The sequence below is a fragment of the Alteribacillus sp. HJP-4 genome, from assembly GCF_042139015.1.
In the GTDB taxonomy this organism is placed as follows: domain Bacteria; phylum Bacillota; class Bacilli; order Bacillales; family Marinococcaceae; genus JBHIKY01.
This window is the reverse complement of the sequence record NZ_JBHIKY010000014.1, coordinates 18,323-41,153: the sequence shown is the minus strand read 5'-3', so window position 1 is coordinate 41,153 and position 22,831 is coordinate 18,323. Positions and strand designations below refer to the sequence as shown.

At 46.5% G+C, this 22,831-nt stretch carries 18 protein-coding genes; 17 read left to right on the top strand and 1 reads right to left on the bottom strand.

Annotation, left to right across the window (positions count from 1 at the left end; genetic code table 11):
* Nucleotides 1-12 precede the first annotated feature (12 nt).
* The 9 genes from leuB to yihA all read left to right on the top strand — a co-directional run bounded on the left by leuB (nt 13) and on the right by yihA (nt 12,631).
* Nucleotides 13-1,086 carry a 3-isopropylmalate dehydrogenase gene (gene leuB / locus ACE4RR_RS13685; RefSeq protein ID WP_375535992.1) on the top strand — a complete coding sequence of 358 codons (1,074 nt, stop codon included), beginning with the start codon at nt 13-15 and terminating at the stop codon, nt 1,084-1,086.
* A gap of 53 nt (nt 1,087-1,139) precedes the next feature.
* Entirely contained in the window at nt 1,140-2,555 is a 1,416-nt protein-coding gene (gene leuC, locus ACE4RR_RS13680; protein ID WP_375535991.1) for a 3-isopropylmalate dehydratase large subunit, read from the top strand.
* 81 nt (nt 2,556-2,636) lie between these two features.
* Nucleotides 2,637-3,224, top strand: a complete 588-nt coding sequence (leuD, locus tag ACE4RR_RS13675; protein WP_375535990.1) for a 3-isopropylmalate dehydratase small subunit — start codon at nt 2,637-2,639, stop codon at nt 3,222-3,224.
* Between the two features lie 67 nt (nt 3,225-3,291).
* Nucleotides 3,292-4,317, top strand: a complete 1,026-nt coding sequence (locus ACE4RR_RS13670) for a tetratricopeptide repeat protein (RefSeq protein WP_375535989.1) — start codon at nt 3,292-3,294, stop codon at nt 4,315-4,317.
* A 132-nt stretch (nt 4,318-4,449) separates the two neighbouring features.
* Nucleotides 4,450-5,778: a trigger factor gene (tig, locus tag ACE4RR_RS13665; protein ID WP_375535988.1), complete on the top strand. Its 1,329-nt coding sequence runs from the start codon at nt 4,450-4,452 to the stop codon at nt 5,776-5,778.
* A gap of 459 nt (nt 5,779-6,237) precedes the next feature.
* Complete coding sequence (gene clpX, locus ACE4RR_RS13660; protein WP_375535987.1) at nt 6,238-7,512, top strand: ATP-dependent protease ATP-binding subunit ClpX; 1,275 nt, start codon at nt 6,238-6,240, stop codon at nt 7,510-7,512.
* A 355-nt stretch (nt 7,513-7,867) separates the two neighbouring features.
* On the top strand, nt 7,868-9,541 hold the full coding sequence (lonB, locus tag ACE4RR_RS13655) for an ATP-dependent protease LonB (protein WP_375535986.1): 1,674 nt from the start codon (nt 7,868-7,870) through the stop codon (nt 9,539-9,541).
* A gap of 185 nt (nt 9,542-9,726) precedes the next feature.
* The gene (gene lon, locus ACE4RR_RS13650) at nt 9,727-12,060 is read left to right on the top strand and encodes an endopeptidase La (protein WP_375535985.1); all 2,334 of its coding nucleotides are present in this window, start codon (nt 9,727-9,729) and stop codon (nt 12,058-12,060) included.
* Nucleotides 12,047-12,631 (top strand): ribosome biogenesis GTP-binding protein YihA/YsxC, encoded by a 585-nt coding sequence (gene yihA, locus ACE4RR_RS13645; protein WP_375535984.1) that lies wholly within the window; start codon nt 12,047-12,049, stop codon nt 12,629-12,631. Before lon ends, yihA begins: the two co-directional genes overlap by 14 nt.
* A 146-nt stretch (nt 12,632-12,777) precedes the next feature.
* Here yihA and ACE4RR_RS13640 read toward each other — a convergent pair whose 3' ends face one another.
* Complete coding sequence (locus ACE4RR_RS13640; protein ID WP_375535983.1) at nt 12,778-13,257, bottom strand: hypothetical protein; 480 nt, start codon at nt 13,255-13,257, stop codon at nt 12,778-12,780.
* 251 nt (nt 13,258-13,508) lie between these two features.
* On the opposite strand from ACE4RR_RS13640, the gene hemA reads away from it, so the two are divergent.
* The 8 genes from hemA (at nt 13,509) to ACE4RR_RS13600 (ending at nt 22,732) form a co-directional block, all read left to right on the top strand.
* A complete protein-coding gene (gene hemA, locus ACE4RR_RS13635) occupies nt 13,509-14,903 on the top strand; it encodes a glutamyl-tRNA reductase (protein ID WP_375535982.1) in 1,395 nt (464 codons plus the stop codon).
* Between the two features lie 17 nt (nt 14,904-14,920).
* Nucleotides 14,921-15,751 (top strand): cytochrome C assembly family protein, encoded by an 831-nt coding sequence (locus ACE4RR_RS13630; RefSeq protein WP_375535981.1) that lies wholly within the window; start codon nt 14,921-14,923, stop codon nt 15,749-15,751.
* A 27-nt stretch (nt 15,752-15,778) separates the two neighbouring features.
* The gene (gene hemC, locus ACE4RR_RS13625; RefSeq protein ID WP_375535980.1) at nt 15,779-16,714 is read left to right on the top strand and encodes a hydroxymethylbilane synthase; all 936 of its coding nucleotides are present in this window, start codon (nt 15,779-15,781) and stop codon (nt 16,712-16,714) included.
* The gene (locus tag ACE4RR_RS13620) at nt 16,711-17,487 is read left to right on the top strand and encodes a uroporphyrinogen-III synthase (protein ID WP_375535979.1); all 777 of its coding nucleotides are present in this window, start codon (nt 16,711-16,713) and stop codon (nt 17,485-17,487) included. The genes hemC and ACE4RR_RS13620 overlap by 4 nt, the downstream gene beginning before the upstream one ends.
* Nucleotide 17,488: 1 nt before the next feature.
* Entirely contained in the window at nt 17,489-18,469 is a 981-nt protein-coding gene (gene hemB, locus ACE4RR_RS13615) for a porphobilinogen synthase (RefSeq protein WP_375535978.1), read from the top strand.
* Between the two features lie 182 nt (nt 18,470-18,651).
* Nucleotides 18,652-19,938 (top strand): glutamate-1-semialdehyde 2,1-aminomutase, encoded by a 1,287-nt coding sequence (hemL, locus tag ACE4RR_RS13610; RefSeq protein WP_375535977.1) that lies wholly within the window; start codon nt 18,652-18,654, stop codon nt 19,936-19,938.
* A gap of 714 nt (nt 19,939-20,652) precedes the next feature.
* Nucleotides 20,653-21,750, top strand: coding sequence for a stage VI sporulation protein D (gene spoVID, locus ACE4RR_RS13605; RefSeq protein WP_375535976.1), 1,098 nt, complete (start codon nt 20,653-20,655; stop codon nt 21,748-21,750).
* A complete protein-coding gene (locus tag ACE4RR_RS13600; RefSeq protein ID WP_375535975.1) occupies nt 21,740-22,732 on the top strand; it encodes a hypothetical protein in 993 nt (330 codons plus the stop codon). The genes spoVID and ACE4RR_RS13600 overlap by 11 nt, the downstream gene beginning before the upstream one ends.
* Nucleotides 22,733-22,831: the final 99 nt, after the last annotated feature.

Here is a 22,831-nt window from a genome sequence, read left to right as displayed (position 1 = left end):
GAGAGACTTGGAATGAATAAAAAGATAACTGTTCTGCCTGGTGACGGCATCGGAGCAGAAGTGGTTGAAGCAACCATCAAAGTATTAGATAAAGTAGCTTCACTTTACGATCATCAATTCGAGTACAAATTTGCTGACATTGGTGGAACAGCCATCGATAAGCATGACAATCCCCTCCCGCAGGAAACGGTTGATACGTGCCGAAGCAGCGATGGGGTGCTGCTAGGGGCAGTGGGTGGACCGAAATGGGATAACCTGCCGGGGAATAAACGTCCGGAAAAAGGACTCCTCGGTATTCGGAAAGCTCTTAATCTTTTTGCTAATCTCCGTCCGGTAACCGGTCATGAAAGTATGACGGATTCTTCTACACTTCGAAAAGAAGTGGTTGATAATGTAGATTTAATGATTATCCGGGAGTTGACCGGCGGTTTATATTTTGGGGAACCGCAGGAGCGCCGGGAGGTAGATGGAGAAGAAGCGGCAGTAGACACGCTGCAATATAAGAAATCGGAAATTGAACGCATAGTCCGGCAGGGTTTTGAGCTCGCTAAGGTGCGCCGCAAAAAACTGACGTCAGTTGATAAGGCAAACGTGCTGGAGTCAAGCCGTCTGTGGAGAGAAACAGCAATTGAAGTAGCCAAGGATTATCCTGAAGTGGAGCTTGAGCATATGCTGGTGGACAATGCGGCAATGCAGCTCATCCGCGATCCGAAACAATTTGACGTGGTGGTTACTGAAAATATGTTCGGAGATATTCTAAGCGATGAAGCATCCATGCTGACAGGATCGCTTGGCATGCTGCCATCGGCAAGTATCGGCAGCGAAGCGCCGGGACTTTATGAGCCAGTCCACGGTTCCGCACCGGATATTGCCGGCGAAGGTAAGGCGAATCCGCTTGCAACAATGGCTTCAGCCGCGATGATGCTGAAATATTCCTTTGGAATGCATAATGAAGCGGCGTCAATTGATACGGCCATATCAAGCGTATTAACGAACGGCCACCGCACTGGGGATATTGCGAAAGATGGGGAAAAAATTCTATCAACGAATGAAATGACTGATAAGGTGCTCGAAGCCCTGAAATAATCCCTGCAGGCAAAGAGAATGGGAATAGCTTAATAAAGTGAGGGGAAACAACCATGAAACCAAAAACAATAGTGGAGAAGATCTGGGATAACCATACCGTGATGTCTGAAGACAACAAACCGGATTTAATGTTTGTTGATCTGCAGCTGGTCCATGAAGTAACATCTCCGCAGGCATTCGAAGGACTTCGGCTTGCCGGAAGAAAGGTGAGACGTCCTGATCTGACATTTGCTACGATGGATCACAATGTTCCAACTGAAAACAGAATGTCTATCACCGATGCGGTAGCAAAAAAACAAATGGAAACACTCTCAAACAACTGTAAAGAATTTGGAATTGAAATTGCTGATTTGAACAGCCCGGATAACGGAATCGTTCATATTATCGGACCGGAGCTTGGACTTACTCAGCCCGGTAAAACCATTGTGTGCGGTGACAGTCATACGTCAACGCATGGTGCTTTCGGAGCGCTCGCGTTTGGTATTGGAACAAGTGAGGTTGAACACGTTCTCGCCACCCAGACAATCTGGCAGTCCAAGCCGAAAACGATGGAGGTCCGTGTCAACGGACGACTTGCTCCAGGAGCGACAGCAAAGGATATTATTCTCGCTATCATTTCTAAATACGGGGTCGACTTTGGCACTGGCCATGTCCTTGAATATACTGGGGAAGCGATCCGCGGCCTGACAATGGATGAGAGAATGACAATCTGCAACATGTCCATTGAAGCAGGAGCCAGAGCCGGATTAATCAGTCCCGATCAAGTTACCTTTGATTATCTGGAAGGAAAAGAAAAAGTGCCTTCCGGTGAAGCGTATCACAAGAAAGTTGAAGAATGGAAAGCACTGGCTACAGATCCTGGTGCAGAATACGACGCGGTTGTAGAAATTCATGCAGATGAAATTATACCAATGGTGACATGGGGGACCAACCCATCGCAGGGTGTTGGAGTTCACGGCACAGTCCCACATCCGGATGAAGCTGATTCGCCGGCTGGCCGCAGAGCCATTGAACAATCTCTCGAATATATGGATTTAAAACCAGGTACCAAGATTACCGATATTGAAATTCAGCATGTGTTTATCGGTTCCTGTACGAATGCCCGCTTAAGCGACCTGCGAGCTGCTTCCCAAGTGGCGAAAGGCCGCAAAGTAAAAGAAGGCGTCCGTGCCATGGTCGTCCCAGGCTCTCAGCAGGTGAAAAAAGCTGCAGAAAAAGAAGGCATTGATAAAATATTTAAAGAAGCTGGCTTTGACTGGCGTGAAGCAGGCTGCAGCATGTGTCTCAGCATGAATCCAGATTTCGTTCCGGAAGGGGAACGCTGTGCCTCTACCTCGAATCGGAACTTTGAAGGACGACAGGGAAAAGGAGCAAGAACTCACCTTGTCAGCCCGGCGATGGCAGCGGCTGCGGCCGTACACGGACGGTTCGTCGATATTCGTGATTTGAAGGAAGCGGCGGTTCAATAACAGCCGCTTATATACAGCCGCTGCATGGCACTTGAACATCGCAGCGGCCGTATTTCAATAAGAGGAAGAAGGGGAAGATGTATGGAACCTATTGTTGTTCATAAAGGTAATACAGGTATTCTTGGGCGTGTCAATGTCGACACAGACCAGATTATACCGAAGCAATTTTTAAAAAGAGTCGAGCGGACCGGCTTCGGACAATTTTTATTTTTTGACTGGCGTTTTAATGCGGATGGCAGTGAAAACCCTGAATTTGAGCTGAATCAATCACCGGCAGAGGGAGCTTCCATCCTGGTGGCTGACCATAACTTCGGCTGTGGTTCTTCCCGTGAGCATGCTCCATGGGCCCTGCAGGATTACGGCTTCCGCGTTGTCATCGCACCGAGCTTTGCGGATATTTTTTATAACAACTGCTTTAAAAACGGAATTTTGCCGATAAAACTTAATGAGAACCAGGTTTATAAATTGATGGAAAATGGAAAAGATAAGGTATACGAGATTACCGTGGACCTGAAAAACCAGACTATTTCTGACGGTGATGACTTTAACGCTTCCTTTGAAATCGATCCGTATTGGAAGGATATGCTCATCAATGGTCTTGACGAAATCGGTCTGACCTTACAGCTTGAGGATAAAATCACTGAATATGAAAAACAAATGAGTAAGTAAAGGAGGAGGCGGCCTGTCCCGGGTCGTCTTCTTTTTTCTTCCGTTGTTTGCAAATGGAGGAGTTCCGATGGCAGCTGACAAGCCGCATAATAAAATCGTCCTTTTTCCCGGATCAGCTGATCGATTAGTGAATGAAGGACTACAAGAATTGAAAGAGGGAGATAAGGAAAAATCACTCCAGCTTTTTCAGGAGGCTCTCGCTCATTCGGAAGATAACGAAGGAGCTTCCTACGGACTGCTGTTAGCCTATGCAGAAACAGGCCGGCTGCATGAAGGCAAGAAGTGGGCTGAAGGACTGATGAATAAAGCAGTCGGTGATTATTTTGAAGTTCTTCAAGTGTATGTATCGATTCTCGCACAGCTCGGGGAGTACGATGAAGTGGTACATATTTTAGAAACGGTGCAGGCAGAAGAGTCGTTTCCAGTCCATATTCACCAGCAGATGCAGGAGCTCCTGCAGGTATCCAGAAGCATGAGTGATACAGTGGCTGACAATTCTGGTTATACGGAGCAGCCTGCAGAGATAAATGCGGTGACCTCTAATGAGTGGGAAGAAAAGCTGTCATCAAAGAATCCCCAGGTGAAAATGGCGGTGCTCCAGGAGCTGCGTGATGCAGGTCCTTCCCATGTACTGCCTGTCATCCGGCGTCAGCTGTCGTCTCCGGATGTGTCCCCTCTCATGAAAAGTTTTCTGCTATTTTTATTAAAAGACTGGGAGACCGATGAGAACGTTTGGATTGAAAAATTAAACCGTAAAGGGGAATTCTCTCCGGTCTCTCTTCCTTCTATTGAAGAAAGTACGTTTTACATAGAAGCTTTCGCATTGCTTACCGAAACACTTGAGCAGAACAATCCACCGTTGTGGGAGACAGCTACCCATTTACTGCGGCAGTTATTATTGTTTTACTATCCGTTTCCTCCGGCGATGGAGATGGAAGATCTCGCAGCAGTACTGCATCATGAGGCAGCACTTCATTTAGGCCAGGATGCAGACGAAAGTATTATAATAGAGCAATACGAAGTTTCTAAGCAGAGTTTTGAAAAAACGAGCAGGGAATTTAATGATATGCAGAAGTATTTTGAAGAATTATAATCGCCCGATCTATGTCCTTGTGCCTGCAATAGGCTGAAAATCCTCATTTTTAATTGAAATGAGTACATGGTATGTTATAATGTAGTGGTTGTCAAAACGGATATAACCTATGAATCTTGGAGGGAAAGATAAATGAACGCCAATTGGGAAAAGCAAGAAGGAAACCAGGGGGTCCTGACAGTAGATGTAGAAGCGGACCGTTTTAAGGAAGCTCTGGACCAAGCCTTTCAAAAAGTAAAAGGAAAAGTGAACGTGCCTGGATTTCGTAAAGGAAAAGTACCGCGCCAGATTTTTGAACAGCGTTTCGGTGTAGAATCTCTCTATCAGGACGCGCTCGACATCATCCTGCCGCAGGCTTATTCAGAAGCAGTGGAGGAAACGGGAATTGAACCGGTCGATCGTCCCGATATTGATATCGAAGAGGTCGAAAAAGGGAAAAATCTTAAATTTACAGCTACAGTAATCGTCAAGCCTGAAGTGAAACTTGGAGAATACAAAGGTCTTGAAGTAGAAGAGTTTGATACCTCTGTCTCCAGTGAGGATGTTGAGGAAGAATTAAAGCAGCTCCAGGAAAAGCAGGCTGAGCTTGTCGTCGTTGAAGATGAGGAGATTCAGAACGGAGATACAGTTGTGTTTGATTTCGAAGGCTTCGTGGACGGAGAAGCATTTGAAGGCGGATCATCTGAAAACTATTCCTTGGAAATCGGCTCCGGCCAGTTTATTCCAGGGTTTGAAGAGCAGCTTACCGGAGCGAAAGCCGGGGAAGAAAAAGAAGTAAACGTTACGTTTCCCGAAGATTACCATGCCGAGGATCTGGCTGGAAAAGAAGCAGTTTTCAAGACAAAGATCCACGATGTGAAGAGAAAAGAGCTGCCTGAGCTCGACGATGAATTCGCTAAAGATACCGAGCAGGAAGTAGAAACCCTTGAGGAGCTCAAGCAGAAGCTTGAAGACAAGCTTAAGCATGATAAAGACCATGCCAAGGAGCACCACGAACGCGATACTGTTGTAGAAAAAGCTTCTGAAAACGCGGAAGTAGACATTCCAGAAGCAATGATTGCAACAGAAACTGACCGGATGATGCAGGAATTCAGCCAGCGCCTGCAGGCACAGGGCATGGATATGGAGATGTACTACCAGGTTGCCGGCACGGATGAAGAGGGCATGAAGGAACAATTCAAGGTAGAAGCTGAAAAACGCGTAAAAATGAACCTGACTCTAGAAGCTGTTGCAATCGCTGAGGAATTAGAAGCGTCTGATGAGGATGTTGACAAAGAGCTTGAAAAAATGGCTGACATGTACAAGCGTTCCAAGGACGAGATTAAAAATCTTCTCGCTATGCAAGGTGGAGAAAACGCATTAAAGGATGATCTCCGCATCCAAAAAGCGATCGATTTTCTTGTTGAAAATAGTAAGACAGTTGAGAAAAAACAAGAAGAAGAGACCGCAGCTGAAGAGTAAGAGTCTGGTTGAAAAAGGACTGTCCTTGACGGTCCTTTTTCTATTTGCCTAAATAGAAGATAATCGGATTTTCCTTTGAAAAAAAGGAATTTGCCAGGTAGTATGGAATATAAAATAAAAGGGAATCTTCTTTTATAACTTAGTCAAAAAGGGTATAGTAGGAAACAGAAGTTATGATAATCATGTGCTGCAAAATGAAGGAAAATGTATATTGTATGGGAATTGTTTTTGCCAGCATCGGATTACTTAACCTTTCGTTCCTAAATGTGGTACAATGCAAATCATTATAACCGTGGTCAGTAACATACAATAATGTAACCACGGAACTAAAAGGTAGTAGGAAAGGCGTTGTCATTCCAATGTACACACTAGCTAACAATCGATGGGGAAGGCAGAAGCCGTATCCATGTACTCGGCAGGAAACGTTCGTGTACAATATATATGTAAGGGGTGAAGAGCATGTTTAAATTCAATGAAGAAAAAGGACAGCTGAAGTGTTCTTTTTGTGGAAAAACACAGGATCAAGTCCGGAAGCTTGTTGCAGGACCTGGTGTCTATATATGTGATGAGTGTATTGAACTGTGTACAGAAATTGTAGAAGAAGAGCTGGGAACGGAAGAGGAAGTGGAATTTGAAGAAATTCCAAAGCCATCCGAGATCAACAATATTCTTGATGATTATGTTATCGGCCAGGAAAGAGCGAAGAAGTCACTTTCCGTCGCTGTATATAATCATTACAAGCGGATTAATTCCTCCAGTAAATCAGAAGATGTTGAGCTCTCGAAAAGTAATATCAGCCTGATCGGACCGACCGGGAGCGGTAAAACACTGCTTGCTCAGACGCTTGCCCGCATTCTGAATGTTCCTTTTGCGATTGCAGATGCGACTTCGCTTACAGAAGCCGGCTACGTCGGGGAGGATGTTGAAAATATCCTCTTGAAACTGATTCAGGCAGCAGACTACGATGTGGAGAAAGCGGAAAAAGGCATCATCTACATCGATGAAATCGACAAAGTTGCCAGAAAGTCTGAGAACCCGTCCATTACCCGTGATGTATCAGGGGAAGGCGTGCAGCAGGCTCTCTTGAAAATTCTAGAGGGCACTACTGCAAGTGTCCCTCCACAGGGAGGCCGCAAGCATCCGCATCAGGAGTTCATTCAGATTGATACAAGTAATGTGCTCTTTATCTGCGGTGGTGCATTTGATGGTATCGAACAGATTGTGAAGCAGCGCCTCGGCAAAAAAGTTATCGGCTTTGGTGCGGAAACGGAAAAAGCAGAAATGGATAAAGATGAATACATGAGCAAGATTCTTCCGGAAGATTTACTCCGCTATGGTTTAATCCCGGAATTCATCGGCCGTCTGCCTGTAATTTCGAGCTTGTCTCAGCTTGATGAGGATGCACTGGTCGAAATTTTGACACAGCCTAAAAACGCGCTCGTCAAGCAGTACCAGAAGCTGCTCGAAATTGACGACGTGGAACTTGAATTTACAAATGACGCGCTTCGTGAAATTTCCCGAAAAGCCATTGAACGAAAGACTGGCGCACGTGGACTCCGCTCGATCATTGAAGGTATTATGCTTGACGTCATGTATGATCTTCCATCCAAAGAGGAGATCTCTTCGTGCAAGATTACCGCTGAATGTGTGACAGAAGGAGTTTCTCCAATTTTAAAAACGAAAGACGGAGAAGAAGTAAGCTTGAAGCAGGATGTACCAAAGGAAAGTGCGTAACCATCCTTATAAATAAAAACCCACGCTCCGCAGCGGAGCGTGGGTTTTTTTACATTCAAAAAGAATGGAAAAAAAGGTTTGCGCGTGAACTCGTTCCGCATCGGTGGAAAAGAAGCGCTGGAGCGGGAAACGTGATCCGTCCCGTGGATAAGGAGCCCGGAAGCGGGAAACTAGCTCAACGGCGGTGGAAACGCTCTCCTCAAAAGGGGAAACGAGCTCAGCTCCGGTGGAAATATTTTTCATAAAATTGGAAGCCACAGCCTTGCAAGTTAACTCCCAAAGAAGCAATTGTCATTGCATGAAACCCTCTCCATTTATCCATACTAACGACAGAAATGAAAGGAGGAGAGGCAGCTTGAATTTCACAACAGCAGCCCTTGTAATTCAATTATTTTTCGGGGTCATTATAGGACTTTATTTTTGGAATTTATTAAAAAGACAACAAACCCAGAAGGTATCTATAGACAAAGAATCCAAAAAAGAAATGGAGGAATTAAGAAAGCTGCGATCGATTTCTTTATCCGAGCCTTTATCTGAAAAGATGCGGCCGGCAAGGCTTGAAGAGGTAATCGGACAGGAGGAAGGAATTAAAGCCTTAAAAGCAGCGATCTGCGGTGCCAATCCGCAGCACGTAATCGTCTATGGCCCTCCCGGCGTGGGGAAGACAGCCGCCGCAAGACTCGTCCTTGAAGAAGCGAAAACGCATGCTGATTCCCCATTTAAAAAAGAAGCAAAGTTTGTAGAATTGGACGGCGCGACTGCCCGGTTTGATGAACGTGGAATTGCGGATCCGCTTATAGGTTCGGTACATGATCCGATCTATCAGGGCGCCGGAGCGATGGGCCAGGCAGGCATTCCTCAGCCAAAGCACGGAGCGGTCACGAAAGCTCATGGAGGCATGCTGTTTATCGACGAAATTGGAGAGCTTCACTCCATTCAGCATAATAAGCTGTTAAAGGTGCTCGAGGATCGTAGTGTTTTTCTGGAGAGTGCGTATTATAACAGTGAAAATAAAAATATTCCAAGATATATTCATGAAGTATTTCAACGCGGTCTTCCAGCGGACTTTCGTCTTGTCGGTGCTACGACGCGAAGTCCAGAAGAGCTTCCGGCTGCCCTGCGATCGCGCTGCATGGAAGTTTTTTTTCGAAGTCTTGATCCAGGGGAAATTCAAAAGATTGCGGAGGAGGCTGCCGAGAAAAGCGGCATAAAGATTGAGGAAAAAGCCGCAGAGTTATTATCTTCGTTTGCTTCAAATGGCAGAGAGGCGGTCAATATTATCCAGACGGCTGCAGGGATTGCACGGGCTGATGCACGCAAGCTGATCAATGAAGCAGACATAGAATGGGTGGTCAAGGTAAGCCGCTTATCACAGCGGCCGGAAAAGAAAGTCGATCGTTCATATAAAATCGGCGTGGTAAACGGCCTTGCTGTCACGGGGGACGGCCGCGGCATGCTTCTTGAAATAGAAGCAACAGCGAGACCAGCTTCCGGGGTATGTACAACGACTGTCACAGGGATAGTGGAAGAAGAACAGCACGGCAGCGCCGCCCATTCCATTAAAAGAAAAAGTCTCGCGAAAAGCTCCGTCGAAAATGTAATGACAGTATTAAAGGCAATGGGAGTTCCTGTCTATGACTATGATGTGCACGTCAATTTTCCCGGAGGTATGCCGGTAGACGGACCTTCAGCAGGAGCTGCAATCGCACTGGCTATTTATTCGGCAGTCAATAAGGTTCATGTGCGCTATCAGGCAGCAGTGACCGGAGAGCTGGGGCTGCACGGGGATATTAAGCCGGTTGGAGGCGTGCCGGAAAAGATAGAAGCGGCCATTAAAGCCGGAGCCACCCACATATTTATTCCCCGTGACAATGACCAGCAGTCATTTAGAAAGGTTAAAGATGCAGTGATTCAGCCTGCTTCCCGACTCGAGGAAATATTAAAGGAAGCCACTGTGGAAGTGCCGGAAAAAGCAGCAGAGCAGCTGCCTGAATCCGGCCAAATAACGGCAGCTCCTGCTGGACTGTGAGGTAATAACCACGACAATCCCGCTATTAGACAAACGCAATCTCAATAGGATAGAATGAACACACGGCCTTAACAAGAAACAAAAAGGCGAGCCCGCTGCCAATTTTTTGAATGCTGAGCGGGCTTTTTACATAACGTAACATACATATAAGTAAGAGACGGTTAGAGAGAATGGAGTGTAAGACAATGAGTGAAAATACAAAACGAAACATTCCGCTGCTTCCGCTGCGCGGTCTTCTTGTTTTCCCAACTATGGTTCTGCATCTTGATGTAGGCCGGGAAAAGTCTGTGCAGGCCCTCGAAAAGTCAATGATGGATAACAGCGAGATTTTATTAACAAGTCAGATCGATTTATCCGTGGATGAGCCGGATAAAAAAGATCTTTACCAGATTGGCACGCTCGCCAAGGTGAAACAGATGCTGAAGCTTCCCAACGGCACAATCCGTGTGCTGGTGGAAGGACTGGAACGAGCAGAAATTATAACTTACCTCGAAGAGGATGAATATTTTAAAGTAGAAATGAAGCTTCTTTTTGAGGACGAAAAAGAGCACTATTCGGAAGAACTCGCAATTATGAGGAATGTACTCGGGCAGTTTGAGCAGTATGTAAAAATTTCCAAAAAGGTTTCGAACGAAACGCTGCAATCAGTGCAGGACATCGCAGAGCCGGGTAGACTTGCAGACGTTATTGCTTCCCATCTTCCGCTGAAGGTGGCCGAAAAGCAGAACCTGCTTGAAATCGTAAATGTGAGAGAACGGCTCCTTCACATTCTAGATATTTTAAACAATGAAAAAGAAGTGCTTGGACTTGAACAGAAAATCGGCCAGCGCGTAAAAAAATCGATGGAGAAAACACAGAAAGAATACTATCTCCGTGAACAGATGAAGGCAATCCAAAAAGAGCTCGGTGATAAAGAAGGCAAAACAGGCGAGGTTGAGGAGCTGCGCACAAAAATAGCGGAAGCCGACATGCCGGAGAATGTTGAAGAGAAAGCACTGAAAGAGCTTGGCAGATATGAAAAAATGCCGTCAACCTCAGCAGAAAGCTCGGTGATCCGCAATTATATCGAATGGCTCGTTAGTCTCCCCTGGAAAGAAGAAACAACGGACCGTCTCGATATCAACCATGCTCAGACAATTCTCGATGAAGATCATTATGGACTAGATCAAGTGAAGGAAAGAGTGCTGGAGTATCTTGCGGTTCAGGAACTTACCCGTTCATTGAAGGGACCCATTTTATGCCTTGCCGGGCCGCCCGGAGTCGGGAAAACATCACTGGCACGATCCATCGCCCGCGCTCTTGAACGTAAATTCGTACGGATTTCTCTTGGCGGAGTCAGAGATGAAGCCGAAATCCGCGGGCACCGCCGCACTTATGTCGGAGCCATGCCCGGCCGTATTATTCAAGGCATGAAAAAAGCGGGGTCGGCTAATCCGGTGTTTTTACTCGATGAAATCGATAAGATGGCGAGTGATTTCCGCGGCGATCCATCCTCTGCAATGCTCGAAGTGCTGGACCCCGAGCAGAATAATGCATTTGGCGACCATTTTATTGAAGAAACGTACGATCTTTCAAAGGTCATGTTCGTTACAACGGCAAACAACATAGGGACGATTCCAGATCCGCTCCTCGATAGAATGGAAATCATTTCAATTGCAGGCTATACCGAAATTGAAAAGCAGGGTATCGCCAAAGAACACCTGCTTCCAAAGCAAATTAAAGAACATGGACTTTCTAAAGGAAAAATTCAATTTAAAGAAGATTCCATTCTGAAGCTGATACGTTATTATACGAGAGAGGCTGGTGTGCGCAGTCTTGAGCGTGAAATTGCGACAGTATGCCGGAAAGCAGCTAAAATGATTGTTGCCGGTGAAAAAAATCGTGTCATTGTAACTCCAAACACTCTTGAAAATATGCTCGGTAAACCGAGATTCCGTTACGGCAAGGCAGAAGAAGAGGACCAGGTCGGAGCAGCGACCGGGCTTGCCTACACCACCGGCGGCGGGAATACGCTTTCCATCGAGGTTTCTCTTGCTAAAGGAAAAGGAGAGCTCACCCTGACGGGAAAGCTCGGAGACGTTATGAAGGAATCAGCACGGGCTGCTTTCAGCTACATCCGTTCAAAAGCTGATGAGCTTAAAATTGACCCGGATTTTCACGAGAAATTAGACATACACATCCACGTGCCAGAAGGGGCGACACCAAAGGACGGACCTTCTGCGGGAATCACTATGGCGACAGCCTTAATATCAGCTCTGACCGGGCGCAAGGTCAAAAAAGAAGTCGGAATGACAGGGGAAATCACTCTGCGCGGCAGGGTACTTCCGATAGGCGGCTTGAAGGAAAAAGCCATGAGCGCTCACCGCGCCGGCCTCGAGACAATTCTGCTTCCGGCAGAAAATGAAAAGGATATCGAGGACATTCCAGAAAGCGTCCGCAAGGGACTGAAGTTTATTACCGTAAAACATTTAGATGAAGTATTGAAGCACGCTCTGGGAGAGAAAGATGAAGATAACTAAAGCAGAAATAATTACGAGTGCGGTAAAACCGGAACAATATCCTGCGGGGGGTCTGCCGGAAATCGCTATGGCAGGCCGTTCCAATGTGGGGAAATCGTCGTTCATAAATACAATCCTTACCCGTAAAAATCTGGCACGCACCTCCGCAACACCAGGGAAGACACGGACACTTAATTTTTTTAATATTAATGATGTACTCGCTCTTGTCGATGTGCCGGGGTATGGATACGCGAAGGTGTCTAAAAGTGAACGGGCAGCATGGGGACGGATGATCGAGACGTATTTAACCGAACGAGATCAGCTTCGCGGAGTCGTATTAATTGTAGATGTACGCCATGAACCAAGCCGCGATGATCTGCAAATGTACGAATATGTGAAGCACTTTATACTGCCTGTGATTGTTGTTGCAACCAAAGCCGATAAAATCCCGAAAGGCCGACTGCCAAAGCATGTGAAAATGGTTAAGGAGACGCTTAAGCTTGCCCCGGAGGATATGATTATCCCTTTTTCAGCGGAAACTGGACAGGGCAAGGAAGAAACATGGAAAAAGATACGCAGCCTTCTCAGGTGAGATAGGCTGCGTTTTTTTAAAAATATAAGAAAGCATTTTGTTGATTTCATCCTTGCAGGCGGACGCTTCCCGTTTTCAGTGGCCGCCGGGTTTTGCCCGGTTTTTCTTAAATGCCTGGCAGTCATCCTGCGGCGAGCAGAGAAATACTACTTTTTGAAAAAAAGCAGGTAGACTCCGCTTATGATAAGTATAAATGGTGCATACTGAATGACAGGGGCTAAAAACGTGTCACCGATTAAGCCCCGCAGTTCATCCGAAAAGAAAAATGCGGCTCCTGTAAATAACAAGAGGAAACCGGGAATGACCCCGTCCGATTTTGTTTTGACGAAATGAAAAAGAATCGATATTCCAAGAATAAGGGCATACATACCTTCGTGGCCGGGCCAGGACGCCACGGTTTCGGCAAGAAGAAAGTGCAGGCCGAACAGAAGAAATAACATTCCCGGCAGAAAAGATTCCTGCTTCCGGCCGCGGCCGGAGTCAGCCAGGAAGGCAGCGCCTATAATAATGAATAATATGCGCCAGTCGATGATAAATCCAAGCCCTTCGGGGGCGCGGTCCTGTAGAAAAATAAATGCTCCGGTACCTAGTAAGAGAATGGCATAGAAGATGCTGCGTTTTTTCATGTGAGCCTCCGTTTGCTGAAAAAGTTTACTTAAAACCTTACTTTATCATAGATGTCAGAAGCTGTTCACAATAAATTTTTGAAGCTCTTTACATGCATGTTATAATAAAACATGGTATAACATAAATAGGTTACATTATAATAATTATTATTAACCCGGGAATATTGTCGGGAATTGATAGAGGGCGGCAGAATATTTTATTCTTTTTCATACAAAGCTGCCCGCAGTTTTAGTGGGGGTGAAACAGGGATATGCATATTTTAACAGCCGGATTAGACTATAAGACAGCCCCTGTAGAAATTAGAGAGAAGCTTGCATTTCAAGAAGAAAACCTGCCTGAGGCACTGCATCATCTGCGGGGAATGAAAAGCATTCTTGAGTGTACTATTATTTCTACTTGCAACCGCTCAGAGGTCTATGTTGTGGCTGATCAGCTTCATACCGGACGCCATTTTATGAAGAAATTTATGGCGGAGTGGTTCGGTCTGCCACTGGAGCAATTCGGTTCGTACTTAAACATCCGTGAAAATGATGCAGCAATTCAGCATCTGTTTCGTGTGGCCTGCGGGCTTGATTCAATGGTTCTGGGAGAAACACAGATCCTCGGCCAGGTGAAGGACAGCTTTTTTATTGCACAAGAAGCAGAAGCAACTGGAACGGTCTTTAATGAGCTATTCAAGCAGGTTATCACCTTTGCGAAGAAAGCCCACCGTGAAACAGAAATTAATGACAATGCTGTATCTGTCAGCTATGCGGCTGTGGAGCTCGGCAAGAAAATTTTTGGAGAGTTTCAGGACAAGCATGTTTTGATTCTGGGAGCAGGCGAAATGAGCGAGCTGACGGCAAAGCACCTGCATTCCAACGGAGCGGCGAAAGTTACCGTATTGAACCGCACGTATGCAAAAGCTGCAGAACTGGCGGAACGCTTTTTCGGAAAAGCGGAAAGCATGGAGCAGCTGCAGCAGAGTCTGGCGGAAGCAGATATTCTGATTTCCTCCACCGGTTCAGAGTCATACGTAGTGAAAAAGACAATGATGGAACGGGTTCTGAAAAAGAGAAAAGGACGTCCGCTGTTCATGGTAGATATCGCGGTTCCAAGAGACCTCGACCCAGAGCTCGATAAGCTTGATAATATTTTCCTGTATGATATAGATGATCTGCAGGGGATTGTTAAAGCGAATATGGCCGAGAGAAAGAAAGAAGCGGAGAAAATTGAAGGGATGATTGCAGAAGAGCTGGCGAGTTTTAAAGACTGGGTACACACACTAGGTGTCGTGCCAATCATCTCTGCTCTTCGTACCAAGGCGCTGGCCATTCAGGCTGAAACAATGGAAAGCCTTGAACGTAAGCTTCCTGAGCTTTCTGATCGGGATAAGAAGATTCTCAGCAAGCATACTAAGAGCATCGTAAACCAGATGCTGCGTGACCCGATTACACGCGCAAAAGAGCTTGCAGCAGAGCCGGATGCGGAAGAATCACTCGCCATGTTTACTGATATCTTTGCTTTAGATGAAGAAGTGGAATTGGCAAAGGAAGCGGAGGAAAAACAAGCGCGAGCCGAGGAGGCAGAGAAAGAATGGAGCCGCCGCAAGCAGCGGTCTATTATGCCTTATGCTTACGCGAAAGATGTAAAGGTCCGCTCCTGAGAGAGGAGTTTTAACATATGGTTGCTGCAGCCAATGCCATTTATGTTGTAACCATTGTGTTATACAGCCTTAGCGTATTTGGATATTTTTTCGACTTTATGCAGACCAGCCGGAAGGTGAACCGTATCGCCTTCTGGTTGCTTTCTATTGTCTGGGTTCTTCAGACAGTATTTTTCGTTATACGGGCGCTTCAGTATGACAGACTGCCTGTTATTACACCATTTGAAGGGCTGTTTTTTTATGCGTGGCTGCTTGTTACGCTTTCCCTGATCATCAATTGGTTTTTTAAAGTCGACTTTTTTGTATTTTTTACGAATGTTGTTGGATTTATCATTATGGCATTCAGCCTTGTCACGCCAGATGGGGATGTCCCCGTGGAGCTTAATGATCTGTTGATTTCTGAGCTGCTTGTCATACACGTCACGCTTATATTACTCTCTTATGCGGCCTTTACGACCTCTTTTGCCTTCTCAGCAATGTACCTGCTGCAGCATCAGCTGTTGAAGCGAAAACAGTATGGCAAAAAACTGCTCCGTCTTGATAATTTGTCAAAGGTAGAACGACTTTCCTTTCTTGTCACGACGATTGGCGTACCGTGTATGCTGCTTGGATTAATTCTCGGCTTTGTCTGGGCATCGATACAGCTTGGAACGCTGCCATGGCTTGATGCGAAAGTGATCGGTTCAGCCGCAGTGCTTATTATGTACAGCGTTTATTTGTATTTATGGGTTGTAAAGCAGCAACGCGGATATAACATGGCACTTGTTAATACAGCGGGCTTTTTACTTGTATTTATCAATTATTTTCTATCTGGGGAATTAACAGAATTTCATTTTTGGAACGTTTAAACAGCTTGGTGGATGGAGGTTCACAGCATGCGTACGATTACGGTAGGAACGAGAAAAAGTAATTTAGCAATGAAACAGACAGAGTGGGTGATCGAACAGCTGCAAAAGCTCGACACCTCATTTTCCTATGACACGAAAAAGATTGTCACAAAAGGGGATAAGATCCTGGATGTGACTCTTTCAAAGGTTGGCGGAAAAGGCCTGTTCGTAAAAGAAATTGAACAGGCCATGAGTGATAAGGAAATTGATATCGCTGTACACAGCATGAAGGATATGCCGGGTGAGCTTCAGGAAGGCTTTACCATAGGCGCGATTACGAACCGGGTCGACCCTCGTGATGCGTATATTGCAAATGATCATGTTTTGTTTGAGGAGCTTCCCGAAGGAGCTATTGTCGGCACGAGCAGTCTGCGCCGGTCTGCGCAGCTGTTGGCAGTTCGTCCAGACATTGAAGTGCAGTGGATCCGCGGAAACATTGAAACACGGCTCCGTAAGCTGAGAGAAGAGAATTTTGATGCGATTATTCTTGCTTCCGCCGGTTTAGAGCGCATGGGCTGGGGCGGAGATATTGTTACGCAGTATTTAGAGCCGGACGTGTGCGTTCCTGCTGTCGGCCAGGGTGCTCTTGGGATAGAGTGCAGGGCGGATGATCAGGAAGTGCTTGATCTTCTGGCGAAGCTGAATGATGCAGCTGTTGAAAAGACAGTCAGTGCCGAGCGTGCCTTTTTGCAGGCTGTGGAAGGAGGCTGCTCCGTTCCTATAGCCGGCTATGCGACGCTCGATGCGGAGCAGACGATTCATCTGACGGCGCTTGTCGGTTCACCGGACGGACGTGTCATCCTGCAGGAACAGCGCAGCGGCACCAATCCTGAAAAGATCGGAAGAGAAGCAGCGGACGCATTGCTCGGCAGAGGCGCCAAGGACATTCTAGACAAGGTGAAGCAGGAGCTGAATGAAAAATGAGGAAGTGCCTGTCGGGTAAACGCATCCTTGTTACCCGTCCGCTTCAGCAATCTGAAGCTCTTGCGGATCTGATTGATCAGAACGGTGGAACGGCTGTAATGCTGCCGCTGATCAAAACCACAGCGTGTGAAGAAAATCGCAGGCATTACACCTCCCTGGTCAAGCAGGAAAAGTGCGAATGGATTATTTTCACAAGTGCAAATGCTGTTTTTTATTTTGAAAAAGCACTTGAAGCAGAGAAAGTAATATTTAATGAACGCTCGTTTCAAATTGCGGCAATCGGGCCGAAAACAAACGCTGCACTTGCAGAAAGAGGCTGGCATGTGGATCTTCTGCCGGAAACGTATGTGGCGGAATCGCTTGCCGAGAAGCTTATCCAACAAGTGAAGCCGGGAGAAACGGTTCTTTTTCCGAAAAGCAGGCTCGCGCGGGATGTTATCCCAGCTGAGCTGAGGGCTATGGGTTTGGAGTGCGTCGAATGGCCGCTTTATGAAACTATCCCTGAAGAAGAGAACCGTGATAGTCTGAAAAGTTTGGTTGCTGAGGGCGGCATCGATATCATTACATTCATGAGCCCTTCAGCGGTAAAGGTATTTATCTCTTTTATGGACCCAGCTCTTCCTCGGACGTGGAAAGCTCTTCCTGTCGTTGCTGTTGGACCTGTTACCGCCGAAGAAGCGCGTCTGTTTCATCAGGTCTATACAGCAGCCCCTCACTCCATCGAGGGCATGCTTACTCAATTATGTTCAGCGTCATCAAAGGAGGATAATTAATATGAGCGATGTGAATTTCCGCAGACACCGGAGACTGCGGGCCACCCCGTCCCTGCGCGCCCTGGTCCGGGAAAATGTTCTTCGCAAAGGGGATTTAATTTTTCCGATATTCGTAGTCGAGGGGACTAATGTGAAAAATGAAGTCGCTTCGATGCCGGGAGTGCACCAGGTATCTCTGGATCATTTATCGGAAGAAATGAATAAGCTCACCAATAACGGCCTACTGTCTGTCATTGTTTTTGGGGTGCCGGCAGAAAAAGACGAGGCAGGAACGCAGGCATATGCGGAAAACGGAATTGTACAAAAAGCGATCCGCCAGATTAAGGAAACACATCCTGAACTTACAGTAATCGCTGATACCTGTCTTTGTCAGTTTACAGATCACGGACACTGTGGAGTGATTGAAGAGGGGCACATCTTAAACGATCCTTCCCTCGATCTATTGACGAAAACAGCCGTGTCACAGGCAGACGCTGGAGCTGATATTATTGCTCCTTCCAACATGATGGACGGCTTTACTGCGGCAATTCGTCAAGGTCTTGACCGTGCTGGGTTTTCCCACATTCCAATTATGTCTTATGCAGTGAAATACGCTTCTGCTTTTTACGGGCCTTTCCGGGATGCCGCTCACAGTTCCCCCTCGTTTGGAGACCGCAAAACGTACCAGATGGATCCTCCGAACCAAAGGGAAGCACTGCGGGAGGCACAATCAGACATCGAGGAAGGCGCGGACTTTCTTATTGTGAAGCCGGCCTTATCTTATCTTGATATTGTCCGCGACGTAAAGAATGAAACGGGCTATCCGGTGGTGGCATACAACGTGTCCGGAGAATATGCGATGATAAAAGCTGCCGCTCAGAACGGCTGGATTGACGAAAAAGACGTCGTAATGGAAAAGCTCACAAGCATGAAACGAGCCGGAGCGGATTTAATCATTACGTATTTTGCAATTGACGCAGCGACATGGATTGACGAGGATTAGAGAACCAAAACCTCCGGCTGCGCCGGTGGTTTTTCTTTTCCACATACGATCCGTCCACTATGTTTATTGGGGAGGTCCTTAGTACTGATAAAGCTTCCCTTCAATGAACGAAAATCCGTTTCAATTGCTTCAGTTAGGGTAACAGCAAAAACAGTAAGTATATTAAAAGGGAGTGCTAATGAATGAAAAATTTTCATAAATCGGAAGCCGCATTTGAAAAAGCCAGGCCCCTGATGCCAGGCGGTGTGAACAGCCCTGTTCGTGCGTATTCTTCGGTTGATCATCCTGCTGTGTATATGGAGAGCGGCAAGGGTTCAAAAATTACGGACCTGGACGGCAATGAATATATCGATTATGTGCTGTCCTGGGGGCCGCTCATTCTTGGACACGCCGATGATCATGTCGTCGATCGACTTCAGGAAACTACTGCAAAAGGAACCAGCTTTGGCGCTTCCCATGAGATGGAAACGAAGCTTGCAGAGCTTGTGATCGACCGGGTGCCGTCCATAGATGTCGTGCGGATGGTTAACTCCGGTACGGAAGCAACCATGAGTGCGCTTCGTCTGGCACGTGGTTTTACCGGCCGCGACAAAATCTTAAAAATGGAAGGCTGCTATCACGGCCACGGCGATTCGCTCCTTATTAAAGCGGGGTCCGGAGTCGCCACGCTCGGCCTGCCCGACAGTCCCGGTGTTCCAGCTTCTATTGCCCAGAATACACTAACGGTGCCCTACAATGATCTTGACAGCCTTGAGCTTGCTTTTGATAAGTACGGGGATGAGATCGCTGCGGTTATTATGGAGCCGGTCACTGGCAATATGGGAGTCGTCCTGCCGGAGGAAGGCTTTTTGGAAGGAGTCCGCGAGATTACGGAACAACACGGCAGCCTGTTGATCTTTGACGAGGTGATGACTGGTTTTCGCGTCGGCTTCAACTGTGCTCAAGGTGTTTACGGGGTAACTCCGGATTTGACGTGCCTTGGAAAAGTAATTGGAGGCGGACTGCCGGTCGGAGCATACGGAGGAAAGCGGGAGATTATGGAGCAGATCGCCCCGAGCGGCCCAATTTATCAAGCTGGTACGCTCTCCGGCAATCCACTTGCGATGACAGCAGGTTTTGAAACGCTGAATCAGTTAAGCCCTACTGACTATGAGACGTTTGATCAGCTCGGCCGCCAGCTTGCAGACGGTTTGGCTGGTGCAGCAGAGAAGCACGGCATTCCCCATCACATAAACAGTGCAGGATCTATGGTCGGATTCTTCTTTACAGACGAGCCTGTCGTCAACTTTGCAACGGCCAAATCCTCAAACCTTGATTTATTTTCAAAATATTTCAGAGAGATGATTCAGCAGGGCATTTCGCTGCCGCCGTCTCAATTTGAAGGAATGTTTCTTTCGACCGCCCATCAGGAAGCAGATATTACGCGCACTGTGGAAGCAGCTGACAGGGCATTTTCGAAAATCAAATAAATCATATGAATTTTTAAAGAAGACGGGGACAAAAACCAAGTAGAAAAAAACTTGGCTTATCGCAGGGCAGCCGGACAGCAATTTTAAATATAGCGCTTCTGACTATCATTTTTGATAATCGGAAGCGCTTTTTACTTTTCACAGACCGTTATGTCCCGGCCTTCCTTCTTTTTCTATTTAGTTGGTGATGGAGCCGCTAATGCCATAAAAATAGCAGCCGCAGGAAAAAGTAACATGATCCACAGAATTTCCTGATAGCCTCCAAAATAATCATAAGCTGCGCCGAACGGAAGTGGTCCGAGTGCCGAAGCCAGAACGACAAATGTTGTAGCCAGGCTTTTTAAGCTTCCGAGGTGTTCGAGGCCGAAATAATCCGGCCATAGGATGTTATTGCATATTTTGGAGGTGCCGTCAAATACACCCCACAGTAATATAAATAAAACTAACCGGAGGTTGAACAGGAAGTCTTCGATTATTGAAAATATCTGTCCTTCGTGACATAAATTCCCCCCTCATGGCCCCAGCAGTATTTTTTTGGAATATTAGTTAGTTTAGCAATTAAAAGGGAGCACAGCAATTGAAAAGTCTGAGAGACTATTTTGCAGATGAATATCATAGATTGATATGGGCAGGCATACATTTGTAATGGCGAATTCATTCATGAGCTAACAGCGAAAATTAGGTGAAAGAAGCTTTTATAAAGGAGGATCACAAATGGGGCAAGAGCATTCTTCGGCTCTTTCATTCAACCTCGAGGAGTCGGTATGGCTTGACCGGGGGGAAACCATGAAGGAACTGCTGTCACTTGGATTAGAGCCGGACATACGTATTGAAGAGGAAAATGAGTACGTGCACATTAGAGGCGGTCTGCATTTAAAAGGGGCGTATCGACCGGCTGAGGAGGATGAAGCAACAGACAGGAACGAGTTGGATCATGACGTTCCGCCGCCGTACATGAATAAAAATGAGCAGACTAACGATGGTTATGCAGAAATTGAGCATTTTTTTCCAGTTGATGTCACGATTCCCTCAAACCGGATTCAAAATCTTGATGATATTTATGTACAGGTGGATGGTTTTGATTATGATCTGCCGGAGCCCGGGTGCATTCAATTAACTGCAGATATTCGGATCAGCGGGATGAAGAATGAATCAGAAGAAATTCAGGCTTATGATCCACAGCTTCCTGAATTTCCACCATTTCAAGTAGAAACGAAAAATGCACCGGAGGATTTTCGAGTGCGTGATTTTCCGAACCCATATGATCGGAATTTTGCCGCATACGGGTATCAAAGTACTCCGGAAAGTGAAGAGGGAGATTATGAAGAATATGTAGAGGAGGCGGAAGAAGAAGTGGATGTCCAGCCTCCAACTCAGGATCGCTTTGTGGAAGAGGAAATAGAAGAAGAATCACCGGAAAATTTAGTGGAGGAAGAATTTGGGGAGGCCGTGGAGGAAGAAGAAACAACCGTCACTACATTTCACAGCCGCTCCGAGGCGAGTGACAGGGACGCCGGGGAAACAGAGACAGAAGCGGATGAGGAAGACGATCCACAGGAAGAGGAGAAGCATGACAGAGATGACAATGCCTCCTATTTAACGAAAGTGATGACCAAAGGGGAAGAAGAGTTTTCGAAGCTGCGTATGTGTATTATTCAAGAGAACGAATCGCTCGGAACAATCGCTGAGAGATATGAGACGACAACAGCGCATCTACTGAGGTTTAACCGGCTAGAAAGTGAGCAGATGGAAGAGGGTCAGATTTTATATATTCCTAATTCAGCACCAGGGTACCGTTCCAATGGACGCTAGTCTTCAAAGAGTGCTCAATTATTATGCAATAACTCCGCTGCAGATAGAAAGTTTATCTAAGATATCGAAAATTGAAGCGGAAGAAGGAATTTTCGCTCTGAAAAAGACGAAAATGAATTCAGGGCAGACGGAGCGTTTTCAAGAGACGCTCCGTTTTTTTGAAAGAAATCAGTTTCCGGGTGTTGCTCCAATTATCCCTGCATCGAATGGAGAGAGGTATGTTCGGGACATAGATGGTGAAACTGTCTTTTACCTGTCTGAGTGGGGAAGAGGAGGGCTGGAGGGTAAGAGAGAGAAGGATTATTTTCAGGCTCTTGCAATTTTTCATCGTTCGACACAGTACCATGTCCCGGTGGATGAGGAAATGTGGGAGGAGCGCGGAACCAGTCTCCGCGAATGGAAGAACGAAAAAATGCAGCAGCTTGAAGCGTATGCAGAAGAAATTGAGCGCAAGGAGTACTATTCCCCTTTTGACTGGGCGGTGCTCATGCATTTTCCGCTGCTGTATGAGTGCTATGATAAATCGATGCGATATTTTGAAGAATGGGAAGAGCTTGCCAGAGAAAAAGGGGAACTCAAGGTGGCGCGCTGTCATGGGAGACCGGAACCATCGCACTTCATTCTCGACCGTTATGGTAATTTTCAATTTATAAATGTTGAACACGCTGATACCGGCCACCCCGTCTATGATTTGGCTTATTTGTATAAAAAGTGCACAGAGCAAAAACGGTGGGAGCATGTAAATGGTGTCGATTGGCTAAGTACGTATGCCAGTTTTTGTCCAACCGATGATGGGGACAGGGCGCTTCTCAGCAGTATGCTGCTTGAGCCTGTGGATTTTTATGAGCTGCTCTCTTATCCAGGGCACCGCTCCAGCGGGGAACAGCCTGGACTTGTCCAAGAACTTGAAGCAAAAGTGTGGATGCTTGAGAAAATAAAAGACGATATAGAAAGCTGGCCGCAGCCAGTTCAAGACGAATAATACCGAGGGGAAAAATGCTGGGGGAGAAAATGCTGGGGCCAGGCCCCAGCATTTTTTACATAATTTGTTCGCTTCTTTCGGGTGTGATGTATTTTTTCG

What these genes read in the sequence shown, in the direction of transcription:
- leuB (WP_375535992.1), top strand. Translation starts at nt 13, where the DNA reads ATGAATAAAAAGATAACTGTTCTGCCTGGTGACGGCATCGGAGCAGAA.
- leuC (WP_375535991.1), top strand. Translation starts at nt 1,140, where the DNA reads ATGAAACCAAAAACAATAGTGGAGAAGATCTGGGATAACCATACCGTG.
- leuD (WP_375535990.1), top strand. Translation starts at nt 2,637, where the DNA reads ATGGAACCTATTGTTGTTCATAAAGGTAATACAGGTATTCTTGGGCGT.
- ACE4RR_RS13670 (WP_375535989.1), top strand. Translation starts at nt 3,292, where the DNA reads ATGGCAGCTGACAAGCCGCATAATAAAATCGTCCTTTTTCCCGGATCA.
- tig (WP_375535988.1), top strand. Translation starts at nt 4,450, where the DNA reads ATGAACGCCAATTGGGAAAAGCAAGAAGGAAACCAGGGGGTCCTGACA.
- clpX (WP_375535987.1), top strand. Translation starts at nt 6,238, where the DNA reads ATGTTTAAATTCAATGAAGAAAAAGGACAGCTGAAGTGTTCTTTTTGT.
- lon (WP_375535985.1), top strand. Translation starts at nt 9,727, where the DNA reads ATGAGTGAAAATACAAAACGAAACATTCCGCTGCTTCCGCTGCGCGGT.
- yihA (WP_375535984.1), top strand. Translation starts at nt 12,047, where the DNA reads ATGAAGATAACTAAAGCAGAAATAATTACGAGTGCGGTAAAACCGGAA.
- ACE4RR_RS13640 (WP_375535983.1), bottom strand. Translation starts at nt 13,257, where the DNA reads ATGAAAAAACGCAGCATCTTCTATGCCATTCTCTTACTAGGTACCGGA.
- hemA (WP_375535982.1), top strand. Translation starts at nt 13,509, where the DNA reads ATGCATATTTTAACAGCCGGATTAGACTATAAGACAGCCCCTGTAGAA.
- ACE4RR_RS13630 (WP_375535981.1), top strand. Translation starts at nt 14,921, where the DNA reads ATGGTTGCTGCAGCCAATGCCATTTATGTTGTAACCATTGTGTTATAC.
- hemC (WP_375535980.1), top strand. Translation starts at nt 15,779, where the DNA reads ATGCGTACGATTACGGTAGGAACGAGAAAAAGTAATTTAGCAATGAAA.
- ACE4RR_RS13620 (WP_375535979.1), top strand. Translation starts at nt 16,711, where the DNA reads ATGAGGAAGTGCCTGTCGGGTAAACGCATCCTTGTTACCCGTCCGCTT.
- hemB (WP_375535978.1), top strand. Translation starts at nt 17,489, where the DNA reads ATGAGCGATGTGAATTTCCGCAGACACCGGAGACTGCGGGCCACCCCG.
- hemL (WP_375535977.1), top strand. Translation starts at nt 18,652, where the DNA reads ATGAAAAATTTTCATAAATCGGAAGCCGCATTTGAAAAAGCCAGGCCC.
- spoVID (WP_375535976.1), top strand. Translation starts at nt 20,653, where the DNA reads ATGGGGCAAGAGCATTCTTCGGCTCTTTCATTCAACCTCGAGGAGTCG.
- ACE4RR_RS13600 (WP_375535975.1), top strand. Translation starts at nt 21,740, where the DNA reads ATGGACGCTAGTCTTCAAAGAGTGCTCAATTATTATGCAATAACTCCG.